The sequence below is a fragment of the Streptomyces sp. H27-D2 genome, from assembly GCF_035828615.1.
GTDB lineage: Bacteria > Actinomycetota > Actinomycetes > Streptomycetales > Streptomycetaceae > Streptomyces.
Genome location: NZ_JAYMZR010000124.1, coordinates 1 through 17,316, shown reverse-complemented (window position 1 = coordinate 17,316; position 17,316 = coordinate 1). Strand labels below are relative to the sequence as shown.

Sequence of the window (17,316 nt, the reverse complement as noted above, 5' to 3'; positions counted from 1 at the left end):
GGCTAGGGGTGTGGGTGTCTGTGGTGCGGGTTGACGGGGGCTTCAGGGGGCGGGTCCTGACAGTGTGTCGGGGGCCTGGAGACGGTCGGCCCCCGAACGGGAAGGGGCTGGAACTGCCCTGGGATGTGAGCCCACCCTAGCAGGACCGGTCCGTTCTGAACAGTTTCCACGGCCTACGTGCGTCATCTGGTCTGGGCCGCTACCTTGTGAAGAGATGGGCCACCCCCGGCGCAGGGCCACGGGGTTCCGCCGAGGTTGACGGGCAATTGAATAAACGGCCTCGAATTGGCTTGCATGAGCCTTTCCACGTTCCCAGCAATTCGATAAAACCCGGGTTCCGGTGTCCGTTAAAGCACGTGTCGAACATAGCAGAGCAGTAATTGGAAGGGGAAAGTAATGCCGGGGAAAGAACTGTTCCCGCATCAGGTGGAGGCGGTCGACGCCGTTCTGCGCGTGCTGCAGACACCCGCCGGCGGGCTCATGCCGCCGCAGGGGCTGCGGACGCAGGTGATCGCTGCGACGGGCTCGGGCAAGACCCTGATCGCCGTCGAGGCGGCCCGGAAGCTGGGTGCGCGGCGGGTGCTGGTCCTGGTGCCCACCTTGGACCTGCTGCTTCAGATGGTCACCGCGTGGCGGGAGGGCGGCCGCAGTGGGGCGATGGTGGGGGTGTGCTCACTGCGGACCGAGGACTCCGACGGCGTCCCGTGCACGACCGATCCGGTTGAACTGGCCGACTGGGCCGAGGGGTCGGGGCGAGAGCAGGTGACGGTGTACGCCACGTACGCCGCCGTCGGGCTCGGCATCCTGCAACGCGCACACGCGGCCGGCCTTGGAGTGTGGGACCTCATGATCGTGGACGAGGCCCACCGGACCAGCGGGGATGCGGGCAAGCCGTGGGCTGCCGTGCACGACCAGGAGAAGATCCCGGCCGCCCGTCGGCTCTACATGACCGCGACCCCCCGGATCTGGGAGGCACCCGAGAACGCCCGCGGGGACGGGAGCGGGGAGTCGCGGTTGATCGCGAGTATGTCCCCGGACTCCGAGTTGTTCGGGCCGGTGGCTTTCAAGTTGACCTTGTCCGAGTGCATCAGCCGCGGTTTGGTTGCCGCGTATCAGGTGGTGTGCATGGACATCACCGACCCCGTGCTCCACCGGGCGCGGCAGAAGGGCGAGCATGGCTCGGATGCGGTGCGGGGGGCGCGGCTGGCCGCGCTGCAGGCGGGTGTGCTGACGGCGGCCGCGCAGGAGAGCCTGCGCAAGATGCTGGCGTTCCACAGCCGGGTAAGTGAGGCGGAGGCGATGGCCGACGGGGTCGTCGATGTCGCCCGGCGGCTGTGGGAGGAGGACCCGGTGCGGTTCCCTCACCCGGACTGGGTGTGGGCCAACTGGCTGTGCGGCGAGCACTCAGCGGGGCATCGACGGGCGACGTTCGAGGAGTTCGCCTCCGACGTCATCGAGCACCAGGACAACGGCGCCGAGGGTGGCGAGCGGCAGCTGGTGCCGGCAGCACTGCGCGTGCTGAGCTCCGTAAAGGTGATCGGTGAGGGAGTCGACACAGCGAATTGTGATTCGGTTGCCTTTTGTGACGCGCGGGGCTCGATGGTCGACATCGTGCAGATGGTCGGCCGCGCTCTGCGGATGAAGCCCGGCGAAGGAAAGATTGCTTCCTTGGTCGTTCCGGTATTCCTTGCTCCGGGTGAAACTCCAGAAGAAATGCTCACCTCGAAGGCCTACGGAACCCTCGCGAAGATCCTCGAAGCCCTCCGCGCACACGACACCGACACCATCGAGGCGCTCGCCGACCCCCGAGTGCGCAGCGGCAGTTACCAGCCCGAGGAGGGCGGTTACGAGCCCGAGGAGGGCGGTTACGAGCCCGAGGAGGGCGGTGAAGCCCAGGGTGGTGCTGGAGCGGATGAGTCTGCCGTCGACGAGGACGGCCAGGAGCAGCTGGCCGGGGAGCCGGGTCCGAGTGCGCCCGCGCGGGAGCTGCTGAAGTTCTCCACGCCCAGGGATCCGGCGATGCTGGCGCGGTTCGTGAAGCTGCGAGTGCTGGAACCGGAGAACGAGTTCTGGCGGCGCGGGCACGAGGCCTGCCTGCGGTACGCGAAGGAGACCGGCACCAAGGAGCTGCGGGTGCCGTACGACTTCGTCACCCCCGACGGCTGGTCCCCAGCCGGCTTCCCGCTGGGGACATGGCTGGCCAACCAGAGACGCTTCAACAAGGCCGGACACCTCGCACCTGCCCGCGTCACCGAACTCGACACGCTCGGGATGGTCTGGTCACACCAGGACATCGCGTTCGACGAAGGCCTCACCGCCGCCCGCGCCTGGGCCGCGGTCCACGGGCACTTCCTGCCACCGGCCACCGCCGTCTGGGAGGAGTATCCGGTCGGGGTGTGGGCGAAGAACCAACGCACCGCGGCCCGGCTCACTGATGCGATCCGGGAGCGGCGGGAGGCCGGCCTCCCGGTCGAATCCAGCGCCGGGGCCCTCACCGAGGCGCGACGCGAAGCGCTGGAAGACATCGACCCCGGCTGGTGCCCCGCCTGGGACACCGGCTGGCAGCGCTGCTTCCGCCTCGCCCAGGCCCATGTTCAAGGCGGTGGGGCGGTACCGACAGCGCCGGGCGACCTCCTCGTGCAGGGCGAAGACCTGGGCCGCTGGGCGACCTCCTGCCGACTCGGCTGGGACACCCTCCAGCCCGCTCAGCAATGGCTGCTCGAGAACATCCTCAGCCTCGACCCGGCCGGAGAGGACGAACGGCCCGTGCAACGTACGCAGCACGACAAATGGACCCTCAACCTCCGCGCGGCACAGCAGTTCCACACCCGGGAGCGTCATCTGAACGTCCCCCGGAAGCATGTCGAGCACCTGGAACCAGCGCTTGAGGGGGCTGGCCGCCCCGGCAGCGAGGAGACCGTCGCGGTGAAACTCGGCACCTTCCTCGACAACACCCGCCGCCGCGCCGACAAACTCACCGACCAACGCCGCACCGACCTCGACGCACTCGGCATGCGCTGGTAAGCCACCACGGCAGCCGGGAGCCAGAAGTAGGGATCACTCCCAGGAACGCAAGGAGGGCCCGGATCCGGGCCCTTTGCACGACATCCCGTCATCGCGGCTTCTTCAGCAGCGGCTCGCTGTAGAGGAGTTCGACGAAGTCTTTGGAGGGCGGGTAGCCGCCGGACCGCTCCTGCGCGAAGGCCCGCAAGGCGGCGCGGCGGGCGGCCGCTGGCGGGCACCGACGGGTTGCTGGGCCTGGTCCAGGAGATCGGCGCCGACCGCTTCCATCCCGCCCGCTCAGGCGCCGATCTCATCGCCCAGTTGGAGCGGGTCGCGGCCGTGGTGCTGCTCGACATCCCCGCGGTGCGGACCCTTGGCGGCGGCCCTGGTCTCGGCACCCCGCCCAACGACGCGTTCCCAAGCCGCCTACGAACAGATCACCGACGCCTGGACCACCGCCGGAATCACCCGCTGACAGGAGCTGGCCGTCCCCCACGCCTGCGGCGGGCTACTCGACGTTGCCGCAGCTGTTGCAGACCCAGGCGGTTTCGTTGGTGGCGTTGCCGTCGCTGTCGGTCTCGATGGTGCGGTACATGGTGCCCCCGCATTTACCGCAGCCCTTGGTCGCGATGGTCTGGCCCATGCCGTCTCCCTGCTCTCAAGTACGACGGGTGCGCTGAAGGGCGAGAGCCTCATCGAGAAGGGCGAGAGCCTCGCGGCGTTGGTCCTCGCGGGCCTCGATGTCCTGCGCGTCCTCGCCAGTGGCCGCAACGCGCAGGCAGGTGGTGCACGCGTGGCGGTCGGGCGCCCCCGGCGGGGGCGGGGTCATCAGGGTGCGACAGTGCGGGCAGAGCATGGCGCGGACTCCTCACGTTCAGCGACACCGCCGCAGAAAGCACAGACCCACAAGTTGCCGCTCTGCGCCCACATGGTGCGACGGCAGGCGGGGCAGCCGGTGGTACTGATGCCGAAGGAACCTATCCCCGGCGGCTCCGGCGTGCTGTCCGCGTACTCGATGAGCCGGTCCCGGGTGGGACCGTCGGCGGTGTTGGCCATCCTGAGCAGGCGAGCTGCACGGGTGCGGGCCTCGTCGGCAAAGTCGGTCATATCGACAGACAGCCTACCGCCGCAGGGCCTGGGGTGTCGGACTTACCTTGCCGCCACCGTGGCCCACCGGTCCGCAGCAGCGAGCTCGGCCAGGCGAGGGTCGCGGACGACTTCCCAGGACGTGGCAGCGGCCGCGCCGGGCAGCCCGTCGGCGGCGCTGTCCTCCAGGACAGCGGCGAGCTCCTCGGCGTTCGAGCACCGACGAGCCGCGCAGGCACGCAGAGCGTCGGCGCCCTGCGCAGTGACCGGCTGGCGACCGGAGGCCGGCTGTCCGCTCGAAACAGAGCCTGGAAACCGCCGACGACCAGGGCATGGGCGCTGCTGTCCTTGGGCGCAGCGAACATCTCGGTGCCCTGTCTCGCGGAGCGCCACTCGTACGTCACATCGGGGCGGCCGTTCCTCTCCAGGGGAAACGATCATCAGCCGGTAACCCACGGGCGAGAAGGGGAAGCGCATGTCAGGGAAAGAGCTGTTCCCGCATCAGGTGGAGGCGGTCGATGCTGTTCTGCGCGTGCTGCTGACGCCCGCCGGCGGGCTCATGCCGTCGCAGGGGCTGCGGACGCAGGTGATCGCTGCGACGGGCTCGGGCAAGACCCTGATCGCCGTCGAGGCGGCTCGGAAGCTGGGTGCGCGGCGGGTGCTAGTGCTGGTTCCGACGCTCGATCTGGTCCAGACGGTCGCCGCGTGGCGGGAGGGGGGCCGTACGGGGGCGATGGTGGGGGTGTGCTCGCTGCGGGCCCCGGATTCCGACGGTGTGCCGTGCACGACGGACCCGGGTGAACTGGCCGACTGGATGCGAGGGATGGAGCGGGAGGCGTGTTCGCCACGTACGCCGCCGTGATCTCCAACTCAAGTGAACTGAGCTTAACTACAGGCGAGTTGGCCGGGCTAACCATGATCGCTGTCACCGCCGCGCGCTCCTTCGCGTCGTGTTGTGCACTGGCGTGCCCGCCCCGGTCGGCGCTCGACCTGTCCCAGGGTTGCGGGCGGATGGTCCGGCCGGGGCGGGAGTCTTCGGGTGGTGGTGCCTCACGGCGGTGACTGTCGGGCCATGGCCAGGACGATCACGGCCAGGAGCCCGCCGACGCTGCTCATCATGAGGACCCCGCCCCAGAAGGCGCCGTCACCTTCACCTTCCAGCCGCGCAAGCGCCTCATGCGCGGACCCGCGCGACGCGCGCCGGTTGTAGTCCGACCGGAAGACCGTCCGGGGGCTCCATGACCGCGTAGTCCGCGAAGTTCCGGCGGTAGCGCACGTGCCGCGTCTCCTGGGTGTGCTTACGCTGCCACTCCTCGACCTCCGCAGGGTGGTGTCCGACACCGGACTCGGCACCGCACTCGGATTCGTCCCCCGAGACGCAACGCGCCGCGTACTCCGGCTCTGCCGTCACGTCCTGCACGATCGAGAAGGCGACGTATCGAAAGATCCGCCGGCTCATGCCTGGTGCTCCCGTCGCTGACGCTGACGCATCAACACGTTGGCGTCGGTCTCCTTGCTCCCGTCGAACTCGGTGCGCGCGTCCTTGCGCCGCTCAGAAAGCTCGGCGCACGTCGCGCAGCCGGGAACGGGAACGGGCGGACGGCTCGTGCCGTAGCCCTGCTCGCTCACAGCGTCCGCCCGGCACGGTCGTCGGCCGCCTTCACTTCGGCGCTCAGCCGTTCCGCCGGGGTAGTCGGGCGGATCTGGCCCGGCTCGGCCTGCCACTCGCGGCCCCCGCCCACGGGGCGCAGCATCGCGTGCGGACCCGTCTTGTCCTGGTACTCCCCCACCTTGTGCGCCACCTGGTCGTAGACGAGTGCCTCGCGCTCCGGGGGCCGTTCCTGCGCCTGCTGCGTCATGGTCGCTCCGTATCCCTCTGGTGTGCCCACCCTGATCGGGCGAGCGGTTACGTGCTGTACTCGCATCATCACCAACATTGCCGGTGGGGTCTGCCGGGTACACGTTTGACGTGTCACCAAACGCCCTGGGTTGACAGCGAGTTGATACGAAGAAGGGTTCGATGGAGTGGAGCTGAACAGCGAAGGTGCCAAGCTCACGCCACGGGTCAGCCTGGGCAGACGGCTGCGTCGGCTCCGGGAGCGCAAGGGCCTGTCGCTCCGCCAGCTCTCCGAACGAGTGGGCGGCTACTCGCACAGCTACTTGGGTCGGGTGGAGCTTGGGGAGCAACTCCCCTCGGAAGCATTGGTCATCACGCTGGACGAATTCTTTGATACTGACGGGGTGCTGGCCGAACTCTTGGAGTTGGCGCATGACACGCTGATTCCGGACTACAGCCGGAAAGCCGTCAACAAAGAACCCGAGGCCGAACGCATTCAAGTCTTCAACAGCAGTGTTGTCCCCGGCCTCCTTCAAATTCCGGAATACACGCGAGCGGCATTCCGGAGATCTCAACTGGGCGAATCCGAGGAACAGATCAGCGAGCGCGTCGCCGTCCGCGTAAAACGACAGCGAGTCCTGGACCGACAGGAACCGCCCTATTACTGGGGAATCATGGATGAGTCGGCACTTAAGCGGCCAATTGGGGGTCTATCGTGCATGGTCGAACAAATAAAATATCTGCTGCGATCCTCCGCCCGTCCGCGCGTAACCGTGCAGGTCCTTCCCTTCGATAGAGGGGCGCATCCCATGCTCGGGGGGAGCCTTACCTTGCACACGTTGCCCGATGGCGCGACCATTGCCGTAGTCGAGAGCTTCGACTCCGGCGAGCCAGTAGATTCCCCGAGAAGGGTTCTTGATCTGACGCAAAGATTTGACATGGCCCGCTCTTTGGCCCTCACAGACGATGAATCACTCGACCTGATCCGCAAATACCTGAAAGAGTACGAAGTTGAAGACGATTCCTGACGCATCGGCTCTCCCCGTGTGGCGCAAGTCCAGTTACAGCGAGAACAATGCGGGCGGTTGTATTGAGGTGTCCGACGGATACCCCGCTGGCGTTCCGGTCCGTGATTCCAAGGACCCGCACGGTCCGGCGCTCATCTTCGAGACGGCCGCTTGGTCGTCGTTCGTCACCGCCGTCAGGGGTGGGGAGTTCCCTTCCTGAGCGGCGCAGCAGACTCCCGAGTGAGCGGCCCTCGTCTAGCGGCGGGGGCCGTTGCCATGTCGGCACACCGGGATGCACTACGCGTCGCGACATCGTGACCTGCGACGGCTGGCGCTGCGTAACGTTGGTCCTCACGAAACTTGACAGTGCCCGTCGACGGCCTCGGGCAGCAGCTCCGGCCCGCCAGAGGGTCCGCAGCGGCCCTGCGTGCGCCGGGCCGCGGGGACGGCTGCGGGGCATGCAGTACGAGACCACACGCATCGCCTCTGGTCACAGGGCATGCCAGGTATCGCGGAGCGCCGCTCGTATGTCCCATCGGGGCGGCCCGCTCCACTCCAGGGGAAACGATCATCAGCCCGTGACCCACGGGCGAGAAGGGGAAGCGCATGCCGGGGAAAGAGCTGTTCCCGCATCAGGTGGAGGCGGTCGATGCTGTTCTGCGCGTGCTGCTGACGCCCGCCGGCGGGCTCATGCCGTCGCAGGGGCTGCGGACGCAGGTGATCGCTGCGACGGGCTCGGGCAAGACCCTGATGGGTGCGGCTCCTCTGGAGGGACCGGCGTCCCTGTACCGGTCGCGATCTTTCACTGCTGCCTAGTGTGCGGTGAGGGCCTGTTGGGAGGCGGGCCGGGCTGCGAAGGAGGCGCGGTAGGCGCGCGGGCTGGTGGCGAGGCGGGCCGCGAAGTGCTGGCGCATGGTGACCTCGCTGCCGAAGCCTGCCCGGCGGGCTACTTCGGGCATGGGCAGGTCGGTGTGTTCGAGGAGCTTCTGGGCTGCCGCGATGCGTTGGTCGAGGAGCCAGCGCAGCGGGGTCGTCCCGGTGGCCGCGGTGAAGTGCCGGGCGAAGGAGCGTGGTGACATCCCGGCGTGGGCGGCCAGCGCGGGCACGGTGAGCGGCTCGTGGAGGTGGCTGAGTGCGTGGGCGCGCACGGCGGCCAGCGCGTCCGCGTCGCGGTCGGTGCGCGGAGTGGGGTGCTCGATGAACTGGGCCTGGGTTCCGGTCCGGAACGGTGCGGTGACCATGGAGCGGGCGATGGTCGCGGCGGCCTCGGCGCTGTAGCCGGTCCGTACGAGGTGCAGGCAGAGGTCGATGCCGGCGGCCGTGCCCGCGGCGGTCCAGAGGTTGCCGTCCTCGACGAACAGGGCGTCGGGCTCGACCTGTACCCGCGGGTGCCGCGCTCTGAGCAGGTCGACGAGGCGCCAGTGAGTGAGGGCGCGGCGGCCGTCGAGCAGTCCGGCCTGGGCGAGTGTGAATGCGCCGCCGCACAGGGCGGCGATGGTGGTGCCGCGCGCGTGGCCTTGGCGTAGCGCCTCAAGCACGGCTACGGGGGCGGGGGTTGTGCAGTCGTCCAGGCCGGGGACGAGGATCAGCTCGGCGCGGTCCAGCCAGCGAAGGGTCCGGTCCGGGGTGAGGGTGAGGCCGCCGCGCATCGGCACCGGGGCGGGGTTCGCAGCGACCCGGCGCAGGTCGAAGGCAGGCACCCCACGGTCGGTGCGGTCCACGCCCCAGACCTCGGTGATCACGGTCACGTCGAAGGCCCGGATGCCGGGGAAGGCGAGCAGCGCGATGCGATGAGGCGTCACCCTGGCAGTAAACCATCGATCGCCGACTTCAAGACACCTGGGGAAGATCGCTCCGGGACGGCAGCATGGGGGCCATGGAGAGCGCAGGGAACGCAAAAAGCACAGGAGGAACAGGGAACATGGACGTCGCACGGAACGCTGCACTGGTCGTCATCGACGTACAGAAGGGCTTCGGCGAGGAGAAGTTCTGGGGGCCGCGCAACAACCCGGCCGCCGACGAGAACATCGCCGCGCTGATCGCCGCCTGGCAGGAGACGGGACGGCCCGTCGTCTTCGTACGCCATGACTCGGCCAAGCCCGACTCACCACTGCGGCTGGGCTACGGGGGCAATGACTTCAAGGAGTACGTGCAGGCTCGGCGGGGGCTCGGCAGTGGGCCAGAACTGCTCGTCACGAAGTCCGTGAACTCGGCGTTCTACGGGACCCCCGACCTGGACGCCTGGTTCAAAGAGGCAGGGATCACCCAGTTCGTGGTGGCCGGGATCCAGACCAACATGTGCGCGGAGACCACGGCCCGGATGGGCGGCAACCTCGGTTACCAGGTGCTGTTCCCGCTGGACGCCACTCACACCTTCGATCTGACGGGCCCGTTCGACTGGCGGCAGTCGGCCGACGAACTGGCCCGGGCGACCGCGGTCTCCCTGCACGGCGGCGGCTTCGCGCAGGTCGTGACGACGACGGATCTGCTGACTGCGGCCCGGGGGTAGGGAGATACCCGGCGGATCAGGGACGCGCGGCTGCCGAGCATGGCAAGAGCGATCGAACTGCCGAACTCCCAGCTCATGAGGTCCCTCCAAAGAGCCGCACCCGACCCTGATCGCCGTCGAGGCGGCTCAGAAGCTGGGTGCGCGGCGGGTGCTGGTGCTGGTGCCGACGCTCGATCTGCTGGTCCAGACGGTCGCCGCGTGGCGGGAGGGCGGCCGTACGGTGGCGATGGTTCGGGTAGCCGGAGTCCATTGCTGGACTCCGGCTACCCGACCACACCCGGCGGGCGCGGGAGACCGGCGCCCGCGGGCGACGTCGGCTGCTATGCGGCGAAGCCGACGTTGGTGACGTACTCGTACTGGCCCCACTGGCTGCCGAGGTCGACGATCGTGTCCTGCCACGCGTCGTCGAGGCCCTGGTGGTCGCCGGCCGCCCAGGAACCGACGAGCTTGTCCCAGCGGCGCACGTTCAACTTCCGGTGCTCCACCACCCGCTGGAGCGGGCGTGCCACCTGGGACTGGTTGAGGGGGTGGATCTCCACCCTGGTGCCGCGTCCGTTGCGGTTGAGGCGGGCCACCAGGTGGCGGGCGACGTTGTGGCGGCGCACCTGGCGGTAGGCCTGGTCGATACGTTCCAGGTTGGCTTTCGAGGGGCGGCGCTTGCCCTCCATCCAGGCTTTGCGTGTCCGGTCGGTGACCGTGAGTCCGGCGTCCTGGGCGGCCTTCCAGCTGTGGGCCGACGTGGTCAGGTAGTTCAGGCGGGCGCTCAGGCCGCGTTTGGCGGTCACCGGAGTGGCGATGCCGCCCGCGAGTTCGTCGAGCTGGCGCGCGACGGCGTCGCCGCCCTTGATGCCTTGGGCGCCGAACTTCCCGAAGTCCATGTTCTTCTCCGGCATTACTCCCGCTCCTCCCCTGTGGTGTCTTCGGTGTCGGTTCCGGTGTCGGTGTCGGTTCCGGCGGTGTAGGTGTCCTTGACCTTGACTTCGGTAACACCGCGTCCTTCGGGGAAGACACGGTGCCAGTCGCCGATGACGTGGAGTTCGTCGGTGCCCATCGCGCGGACGACGGCCAGGCCCTCGTCGTGGGCCTTGAGCGCCTTCATCCAGAGGTTGGCGAAGGCCTGGGAGCGGATGATGTGCATCCAGTCCGGACGGTACAGATCCCGGTTGTAGTTCGACTCCCCCATCGTGGAGACGAACTTGGAGTACATCGCCTTCACATACTCCAACGTCACCCCGTCGCCCTGGGCGATCGCCTCATCCCGGGCGTCCTTGAGCGCGATGCGGAACTTCTCCAGCAGGTTCTCGGTGGCGCCCGAGGTGTAGGACTCGTGGATCCGTGGCGGCGCGCACAGGCCGTGCTGCGGGCCGGACAGCCGCAGCAGCAGGCGCAGGGTCGGTTCGGTGACCCACAGTGGGCCCGGCTCGTCCCGGTCGCCGACCGGGTTGGGCAGCACCGCTTCGTGCTCCCACGCGGGTGGGGTGATCAGGTGGATTCCGGCGCGGCGCCGGTCGTGGGCCGGGCCGGTGGAGTGTTCGAGCCGGCCGAGCGGCAGGTGCGTCTTGAGGGCGCTCAGGTAGGCGCCGTTGATGTCCAGCGCCGCCACCTCGTGCCGGCCGGGCGGCAACTGGTGCCGGGTCCACTTGGGGCGGGCCTCCCAGATCTGGTCAGGGCCGGAGGTCTCCTTCTTGAGGACGTCGGGCATCCCGGGGTGGGCGATCACGTCGTAGCGCGCCCCCTTGCGGGTCTCATCCAGCAGCCGCATCGCATCCGGGATCGCCCGCTTCACCAACACCGCGGCAGCCGCCTCCACATCACCGCCGTGCTCGGCCAGCGCACCCTGAACAGCAGCGCGGATCACATCGACCGGACCGGACGGCTCCTGGAACGCCCGCCGGGCCGGACCCCTGGCCCGCGCCGCACCACCCACCACAGGCGACGGACGCGCCGTGCGCGACCGCGACGGGGACTGCTGGGTCGGCGGCGTGCGAGGGACAGCGGCAGACACAGCCGCCGCGGCTTCGGCCGCGTCGGAGGTGGGGGGGGCGGGGGTGGTGGGCGCGGCCACCGGGCTTTCAGCGGGAGCGGGAGCGGGAGCGGGAGCGGGAGCGGCGGTGGGAGCGGCGGGGGGCTGGCAGTCGGCCCCGTCCAAGTGCTGAACGAACCCCGCCACCCGCTGCCGCGCCGGACGACCGCACAACACACACGGCTCCGCCACCGCCAGCACCTCCACTTCGTCGGCGCCCTGTTCGAGTTCCGGCGACGGCGAAGAGTCGGTGCCCTCGTCCGGTTCCAGCGACGGCGAAGAGGTGTCGGAGCCCGCTGTGGTGTCCGGTGCCGAGGGCTGCCCGGCAGCCACCTCCGCTGCGGTCACGATCTCGGTGGCGGTGGCGAGCTTGGCGCTCAGCCCGTCCAGCAGGTACGCGTACCTGGCGCGAATCTCACCGGCCGGATCCCGGCCGCCCTCCCAGGCGCTGACCGTGGACGGGCTCACCCCCAGCGCGCGGGCCAGCTGCGCCTTGGACAGCCCGGCTCGCTCCCGCAGGCCACGGCGCACCCCGGGCTCCGGGAGGGCGGCCTGCGGACCGACGGAAGCGAGCAGCGAGTCGATCGCGTCGAAGTCACTCACCGGACCGCCCCCCGCGTCTCCGCTTTAGTGCTGCGGCTGGTCTCGGCTTTGGCACTGCGGCGTCGGTCGGCGGGCAGGGATTCGCATGCCCGGGTCGGTCCGGACAGCAGGTCCGGCCCGCCGATGCCGTAGTGCCCGGCCAGGACGTCAACGTCGCGCAGACTCCACGAGACGGCACCCGACTGCCGACGGGAGACCTGCGTCTGAGTCAGCCCCAGCACCGCCGCGATGGAACGCTGCGACTCCCCCGTGGCCTGCATCAACGCCGCCACCGTCAGCCGCAACGACTCCTCCAGACTCAATTCCATACCCCCACCCTATCTGATTCATTGCATTCAACGCATCAGATTTAGCTAATCACACTCACTGATGCGTTCAGGGTCTCGCTGGTGCCGTGCGTCCCGGGAGGTTCCGTCCCCCGCCCGGGCCCCGCGGTTCACTCCTCCAGCTGGCGCTCCAGCCAGCGCCGCGCGCACATCCCGGCGCGCCGCGTACCGGGCGACGCGCTCCTCCTCATACGCCGCCTCCGCCGCCCGCTCGGACAGGCACCCCGCGCATATCAGAGCCATGGCGCTCCCCCTGACATCAAGAAGTGTCGACGCTTTCGGACGCCGGCCGGAGCCCGGGCGGGGTTGAGTCCGCAGGGCTATGGTGCCAAGCTCGAGACAGGGGCTTTCCCCGGGCAAGCGGAGGTCGACCGCTTCGGGCGCAAGGAGGATGTGTAGAGGCGGACCGGCCGTGCGGTGATCCGGTCCTCGTCCGGCGGCCCGGAAGGTGAGGCAAGGCGGGTCTGGTATGTCCGGTTTGGAGCGCGAGGAGCGCCTCGCGGCGGCATGCGTCGAGTTGGCCGGCACCCTGGCCGGCGAGTTCGACATCATGGATTACCTGCACAACCTCACCGAGCACGCGTCGGCGCTGCTCCGGGCCGACGAGGCGACCCGCCGGCTGGAGACGGCCCGGATCCCATGGGACGAGGGGCCCTGCCGGGACTGCGCCCGCACCGGCGCGGCGACTCCCGGGATTCCGCTCGACGCGCCCGCGACCCGCCGGCGGTGGCCGCGCTTCGCCCCGCTGGCCGTGCGGCACGGCTTCGCGACCGTGGCCGGGACGCCGCTGCGGCTGCACGACCGGGTGATCGGCGCCCTCAACAGCTTCCACGCCGCCCCCCGTGCACTGACCGAGCACGAGCGCTACCTGGCGCAGGCGCTCGCGTCGGCAGCCGCGATCGGCATCCTGCAACACCGTTCCGTGCGTGACCACATGACCCTCAGCGCACGGCTGCAGGCCGCGCTCGAAAGCCGGGTGGTGATCGAACAGGCCAAAGGGGCCCTCGCCGCACGCGGCGGCGTCAGCATCGACGCGGCCTTCGCACAACTGCGCGCACACGCCCGCCGGCACCGCATCCGCCTCACCAACGTGGCCCACGACGTCCTCGACGGCACCGCCCCACTGGACTTGCCGGGCTCCTCGCCGCCCAGCGGCCGCAGGAGGACCACAGGCACGGACCGGAGAATACTGACGATGAGCAACTACCGTGACCAGCAGGTGCCATGATGCCCCGCCCCAGCGCAGAGATCAGGGCCGTGCTGGCCGCAGCCCTGACGAACGCCGCCATGGCAGACAGCGCCGCCTTCCCGGTCGCCGACTGTGCTGCCTGCCTCGGTCTCGACGGAGTGACCGTGTGCCTGCTGACCGCAGCCGGCCGTAGCGAACTCCTCTGGTACGACAAGTCCGACGAACGCGGCCCCGCCCTGGACGATCTGCAGTACACCCTGGGCGAAGGCCCCACCCCCGACGCCATCCGCCACGGCCGCGCCTACCTCGAAGCCGACCTTGCCCTGACCACCCGGATCTGGCCCGGCTTCCGGCCGGCCGCCCAGGCCGCCGGCATCCACGCCGTCTTCGCCCTCCCCTTGCGCATCGGCGCGATCCATCTCGGCGTCGTCACCGGATACCGGACCACCCCCGGCCCCTTGAGCGAACAACAGATGAGCGACGACCTCGCTGTCGCCGAAACCCTCACCGTGCTGCTGACCGCCCGCCTCGACCCACTGAGCCCGTTGACCGAGCCCGCCGGGCTGCACCGGGCGGAGGTCCACCAGGCCACCGGAAAGCTCTCCGCTCAACTCGGTATCCCCCTGGAACACGCTCTGCTGCGACTTCGGGCCCATGCCTACAGCAACGACCGACCGATCCTGGACGTCGCCCACGACATCATCACCAACCGCCTCCACCTCGACCCCGACCCCCCCTCACCGCCGCAATAGCACCCCTCTGAGACCCGGAACTTGAGAAGCCCAGCCGTGGGCGCTGCCGAGATGGAGGGGCGCGGGAGCGTCGTGCCGTTCGACTGCGCTCGCCCGAACGCCGGCGGGACCTGCTGCCATGCACACCCGCTCCACCGCATACTCGAGCGCAAGCCCGAGCACTCCTGGCCTTCACGTCGTCGCCGCAGCCCTCATCCGCTGCCACAGAGAAGGGGCATGCTCCGCAAACGGAAGGGTTGCGGGGGCCTTGTCAACTTGATCGGATCCCCTTCTGGCGGGCATGATCATCGGGTTGTTCTCGCCGTCGGAAGGGTCGTTCGTGGACACCCCCTCCTACAAGGGCTACCGCTATCCGCCGGAGGTCATCGCGCACTGTGTGGCTGTATCACCGGTTCCCGCTCAGTTTCCGTGAGGTGGAGGAGATGATGCTGGAACGCGGCATCATCGAGTCGTACGAGACGGTCCGTCAGTGGTGTGCGAAGTTCGGCCCCGCCTACGCCGCGACCCTGCGTTGACGCCGGCTCTGGCCGGGCGACAAATGGCACCTGGACGAGGTCTTCATCAAAATCAACGGTGCGCAGAAGTACCTGTGGCGTGCCGTCGACGCCGAGGGCAACGTCCGAACGCGCCATGAAGGGCTTCCGCTCCGTGGGACGAGCCCAACGGTTCCTGGGAGCGTTCAGCCGGATCTCCCCCACTTCCGACCCCACCGCCACCGCCTCACCACCCCCCACTACCGAGCCGAGATGACCACCCGCTTCACCACCTGGAACCAGATCACCACCGGCACCGGTCTGCCCGCGGCAGCCTGAGCACCGGCCCACCCCACGGCCAGACACGCCCCGACCCGGACTACACCACCAGCGACCTGCTCAAGTTGACAACGCCACGGGGCCTTGTCGAGGAAGCGCTGGCGGCGCGTTGAGCGGCCGTACCCTGCGGGGTGTCAGCTTGCGGGTGATCCGATACTCAGAGAGCGGGACATAATGGACAGCGGGTACCAGCTCCACGGCACCGGGACCAGGGGAGAAGGCGTGTTCGCCACCAGATCGTTCCACATCGGGGAGACGGTGATGACCGGCGTCATCGACCGTGAACTCGACCGCAACCATTCGCACGCCTCCCAAGTCAGCGCGCAACGCTTCGTGTTGCACGGAGGCCTGGTCACCAAGGTCAACCATTCGTGCGATCCCAACTGCGGGATCCGCCTCAACGCCGGGGGCGCCCACGACTACGTCGCCCGCACGCCGATCGCCGCCGGCCAGGAGATCACCTTCGACTACGCCATGCGGAACTACACGGTCGAACACTTCGCCGCCCACTGCTTGTGCGGGTCGCGCCACTGCCGTGACCGCATCACCGGCTGGAAGGATCTCCCCGCCCACCGCAAAGCCGAATACCACGGCTTCGTCGCGCCCTACCTCACCGACATCGACAACCAGCGCGCCCCGGCCATGCGCCCTCCACGACCTGGCCTTCGCCCCGGTGAGGGCCGATGAGTTTCGTCTGCCGGCTTGCGCACGCTGGTTTCGAGGGGCGTGACGTAACGGCACGGCCCAGGGCGGCCAGCACCTCGCCATCCGGGCCCGGGATCAGCACCTTGCCCATTGGTCACATGAAGTAACTCCAGCCTCACGGGGTTGGCTTGAGGCCAAACCGCCGGGCGGGCGAACGGCCGCCCGGCAGTTTGTCTGCGCCGGGCCGCGCCCCGGCGCAGACAGAAGTTGAAGAGCGGACAGCCGGGCGGTACGGCCGCCGACCGGGCCGTTCGAGCGCCGGCCCTGGAGCCGGTCGCACCGACGACCGCGTCGGCGACGGCGCGCCGCGCTGTCGGTCCCGGGCCGCGGGGGCTGGGGCGGGGTGTCGATTTCCGGACGTCGGTGTGGCCGCGCCACTACGGTGAGGCTGACGGCCCGGCGTTCCCCCGGCGTCGGGTCGTCGTACGTCTACCCGAAAGCGAGAGCTACGAATGACACAGCACGGGCACCGGAGCCAACCGTCACGACAGGACTGGGCGAAAGTCGGGCGGTCGGGCCGCCGCGAGGGCCGCGTGCAGTGCGTGCGGCGCGCCGGGGTCGGGGCTGGCCACCAATTCGGTCAGCAGACGCTCGATTTCGGGGTCGTTCCCGTCATCGACGGCTCGCACGATGTCGCCGATGACCTGGCGCAGACGAGTGGCGGCAGTGCACATCCGGGACCTTCCACAGTAACGGGCCGGCAGCTCCATACTCTCCCCGTCCGGTAGGAAAGGATGCGGCTGCGCACCGCTTCCGTACGCGGCAGGACTCCGTCGGCCAGAAGCAGCAGTCCCAGCGTGATCGCGAGCGCCTGCGTCTCGTCCTCCTCTCAGCCCGTCCCCTTGATCGCCGGTTCGCAAGATCGAACCAAGCCGCCGCAGCTGGGTCAGCTGGGCCGCCCTGCGACGCGTGCGCTGACCATAGCCGCAGAGGCCGGACAGACATTGGGCCAAGTAGCCGGCGCCCCGCCCTCGCCGTCAGCACTTACATCAGGTAGCGCCGGTGTGAGCTGCCGCGTCGCCGCCAAGCTCTTCTTGCCGTCAAGAACGCTTTGGTGAAGGTCACAACTGGAGCGCCCTGTGGGAGGGTCGTGCACGCGTATTTCTGGGCATAACGTATAGGTAATGCCCGCTTCGGACGGCTGGGGGCTGCGATGGTCGAGGAGCTGCTGGCTGCAGGGGCCGTGGTGGGTTCGGCCGCTGTGCTGTACATCGTGGCGGCGGCCAGGGTCGTCAAGCAGTACGAGCGAGGAGTGGTCCTGCGCTTCGGCCGGCTGCGGGGCGGCATTCGCGGCCCCGGATTCACCATGGTGATCCCCGCCGTGGACCGGCTGTACTAGGTCAACATGCAGATCGTGACGATGCCGATTCCCGCGCAGGACGCCATCACCCGCGACAACGTCACGGTCCGGGTGGACGCGGTGATCTACTTCAAGGTCGTCGACGCGGCCGACGCGATCATCCG

Annotated in this window: 19 protein-coding genes and 2 pseudogenes; 11 read left to right on the top strand and 10 right to left on the bottom strand. The window is 69.1% G+C overall.

Annotated elements, in window-relative coordinates; all coding sequences use genetic code 11:
* Positions 1-396 precede the first annotated feature (396 nt).
* Entirely contained in the window at positions 397-3,024 is a 2,628-nt protein-coding gene (locus QMK28_RS30585; RefSeq protein ID WP_326442946.1) for a DEAD/DEAH box helicase, read from the top strand.
* A 487-nt stretch (positions 3,025-3,511) separates the two neighbouring features.
* Here QMK28_RS30585 and QMK28_RS30580 read toward each other — a convergent pair whose 3' ends face one another.
* On the bottom strand, positions 3,512-3,646 hold the full coding sequence (locus QMK28_RS30580) for a hypothetical protein (RefSeq protein ID WP_326442945.1): 135 nt from the start codon (positions 3,644-3,646) through the stop codon (positions 3,512-3,514).
* A 15-nt stretch (positions 3,647-3,661) separates the two neighbouring features.
* A complete protein-coding gene (locus QMK28_RS30575) occupies positions 3,662-3,859 on the bottom strand; it encodes a hypothetical protein (RefSeq protein WP_326442944.1) in 198 nt (65 codons plus the stop codon).
* Positions 3,860-4,564: 705 nt separating this feature from the next.
* On the opposite strand from QMK28_RS30575, the gene QMK28_RS30570 reads away from it, so the two are divergent.
* Positions 4,565-4,951 (top strand): DEAD/DEAH box helicase family protein, encoded by a 387-nt coding sequence (locus tag QMK28_RS30570; protein WP_326442943.1) that lies wholly within the window; start codon positions 4,565-4,567, stop codon positions 4,949-4,951.
* Between the two features lie 312 nt (positions 4,952-5,263).
* On the opposite strand, the gene QMK28_RS30565 is transcribed toward QMK28_RS30570, so the two are convergent.
* From QMK28_RS30565 to QMK28_RS30555, 3 genes are read right to left on the bottom strand one after another with little or no spacing between them, the layout of a single operon-like run.
* Positions 5,264-5,548 carry a DUF7848 domain-containing protein gene (locus QMK28_RS30565; RefSeq protein WP_326442942.1) on the bottom strand — a complete coding sequence of 95 codons (285 nt, stop codon included), beginning with the start codon at positions 5,546-5,548 and terminating at the stop codon, positions 5,264-5,266.
* Positions 5,545-5,718 carry a hypothetical protein gene (locus QMK28_RS30560; protein WP_326442941.1) on the bottom strand — a complete coding sequence of 58 codons (174 nt, stop codon included), beginning with the start codon at positions 5,716-5,718 and terminating at the stop codon, positions 5,545-5,547. The genes QMK28_RS30565 and QMK28_RS30560 overlap by 4 nt, the downstream gene beginning before the upstream one ends.
* Complete coding sequence (locus QMK28_RS30555; protein ID WP_326442940.1) at positions 5,715-5,948, bottom strand: hypothetical protein; 234 nt, start codon at positions 5,946-5,948, stop codon at positions 5,715-5,717. The genes QMK28_RS30560 and QMK28_RS30555 overlap by 4 nt, the downstream gene beginning before the upstream one ends.
* 166 nt (positions 5,949-6,114) lie before the next feature.
* Between QMK28_RS30555 and QMK28_RS30550 the strand changes: the two genes are divergently transcribed.
* The 3 genes from QMK28_RS30550 to QMK28_RS30540 all read left to right on the top strand — a co-directional run bounded on the left by QMK28_RS30550 (position 6,115) and on the right by QMK28_RS30540 (position 7,749).
* Entirely contained in the window at positions 6,115-6,954 is an 840-nt protein-coding gene (locus QMK28_RS30550; RefSeq protein WP_326442939.1) for a DUF5753 domain-containing protein, read from the top strand.
* Positions 6,955-6,970: 16 nt separating this feature from the next.
* Positions 6,971-7,153, top strand: coding sequence for a DUF397 domain-containing protein (locus tag QMK28_RS30545; RefSeq protein ID WP_326442947.1), 183 nt, complete (start codon positions 6,971-6,973; stop codon positions 7,151-7,153).
* Positions 7,154-7,539: 386 nt separating this feature from the next.
* Complete coding sequence (locus QMK28_RS30540; protein WP_326442938.1) at positions 7,540-7,749, top strand: hypothetical protein; 210 nt, start codon at positions 7,540-7,542, stop codon at positions 7,747-7,749.
* Here QMK28_RS30540 and QMK28_RS30535 read toward each other — a convergent pair.
* The gene (locus QMK28_RS30535; RefSeq protein WP_326442937.1) at positions 7,746-8,735 is read right to left on the bottom strand and encodes a GlxA family transcriptional regulator; all 990 of its coding nucleotides are present in this window, start codon (positions 8,733-8,735) and stop codon (positions 7,746-7,748) included. The two genes, QMK28_RS30540 and QMK28_RS30535, sit on opposite strands and share 4 nt — an antisense overlap.
* Before the next feature lie 119 nt (positions 8,736-8,854).
* Between QMK28_RS30535 and QMK28_RS30530 the strand changes: the two genes are divergently transcribed.
* Complete coding sequence (locus QMK28_RS30530) at positions 8,855-9,442, top strand: cysteine hydrolase family protein (RefSeq protein WP_326442936.1); 588 nt, start codon at positions 8,855-8,857, stop codon at positions 9,440-9,442.
* A gap of 320 nt (positions 9,443-9,762) precedes the next feature.
* On the opposite strand, the gene QMK28_RS30525 is transcribed toward QMK28_RS30530, so the two are convergent.
* From QMK28_RS30525 to QMK28_RS30515, 3 genes are read right to left on the bottom strand one after another with little or no spacing between them, the layout of a single operon-like run.
* Complete coding sequence (locus QMK28_RS30525; RefSeq protein WP_326442935.1) at positions 9,763-10,335, bottom strand: transcriptional regulator; 573 nt, start codon at positions 10,333-10,335, stop codon at positions 9,763-9,765.
* Entirely contained in the window at positions 10,335-12,068 is a 1,734-nt protein-coding gene (locus QMK28_RS30520) for a helix-turn-helix transcriptional regulator (protein ID WP_326442934.1), read from the bottom strand. Before QMK28_RS30520 ends, QMK28_RS30525 begins: the two co-directional genes overlap by 1 nt.
* Positions 12,065-12,376 (bottom strand): helix-turn-helix domain-containing protein, encoded by a 312-nt coding sequence (locus tag QMK28_RS30515; protein ID WP_326442933.1) that lies wholly within the window; start codon positions 12,374-12,376, stop codon positions 12,065-12,067. Before QMK28_RS30515 ends, QMK28_RS30520 begins: the two co-directional genes overlap by 4 nt.
* A 487-nt stretch (positions 12,377-12,863) precedes the next feature.
* On the opposite strand from QMK28_RS30515, the gene QMK28_RS30510 reads away from it, so the two are divergent.
* The 4 genes and pseudogenes from QMK28_RS30510 to QMK28_RS30495 all read left to right on the top strand — a co-directional run bounded on the left by QMK28_RS30510 (position 12,864) and on the right by QMK28_RS30495 (position 15,834).
* Positions 12,864-13,622, top strand: a complete 759-nt coding sequence (locus QMK28_RS30510; RefSeq protein WP_326442932.1) for a GAF and ANTAR domain-containing protein — start codon at positions 12,864-12,866, stop codon at positions 13,620-13,622.
* 59 nt (positions 13,623-13,681) lie between these two features.
* The gene (locus tag QMK28_RS30505; protein WP_326442931.1) at positions 13,682-14,335 is read left to right on the top strand and encodes a GAF and ANTAR domain-containing protein; all 654 of its coding nucleotides are present in this window, start codon (positions 13,682-13,684) and stop codon (positions 14,333-14,335) included.
* Positions 14,336-14,615: 280 nt separating this feature from the next.
* Positions 14,616-15,147 (top strand): annotated as a pseudogene (locus tag QMK28_RS34435) (IS6 family transposase).
* Positions 15,148-15,369: 222 nt separating this feature from the next.
* The gene (locus tag QMK28_RS30495) at positions 15,370-15,834 is read left to right on the top strand and encodes an SET domain-containing protein-lysine N-methyltransferase (RefSeq protein WP_326442930.1); all 465 of its coding nucleotides are present in this window, start codon (positions 15,370-15,372) and stop codon (positions 15,832-15,834) included.
* Between the two features lie 500 nt (positions 15,835-16,334).
* On the opposite strand, the gene QMK28_RS30490 is transcribed toward QMK28_RS30495, so the two are convergent.
* Positions 16,335-16,526 (bottom strand): hypothetical protein, encoded by a 192-nt coding sequence (locus QMK28_RS30490; protein WP_326442929.1) that lies wholly within the window; start codon positions 16,524-16,526, stop codon positions 16,335-16,337.
* Positions 16,527-17,005: 479 nt separating this feature from the next.
* Between QMK28_RS30490 and QMK28_RS30485 the strand changes: the two are divergent.
* Positions 17,006-17,316, top strand: a pseudogene (locus tag QMK28_RS30485) (SPFH domain-containing protein); the annotation flags it as partial.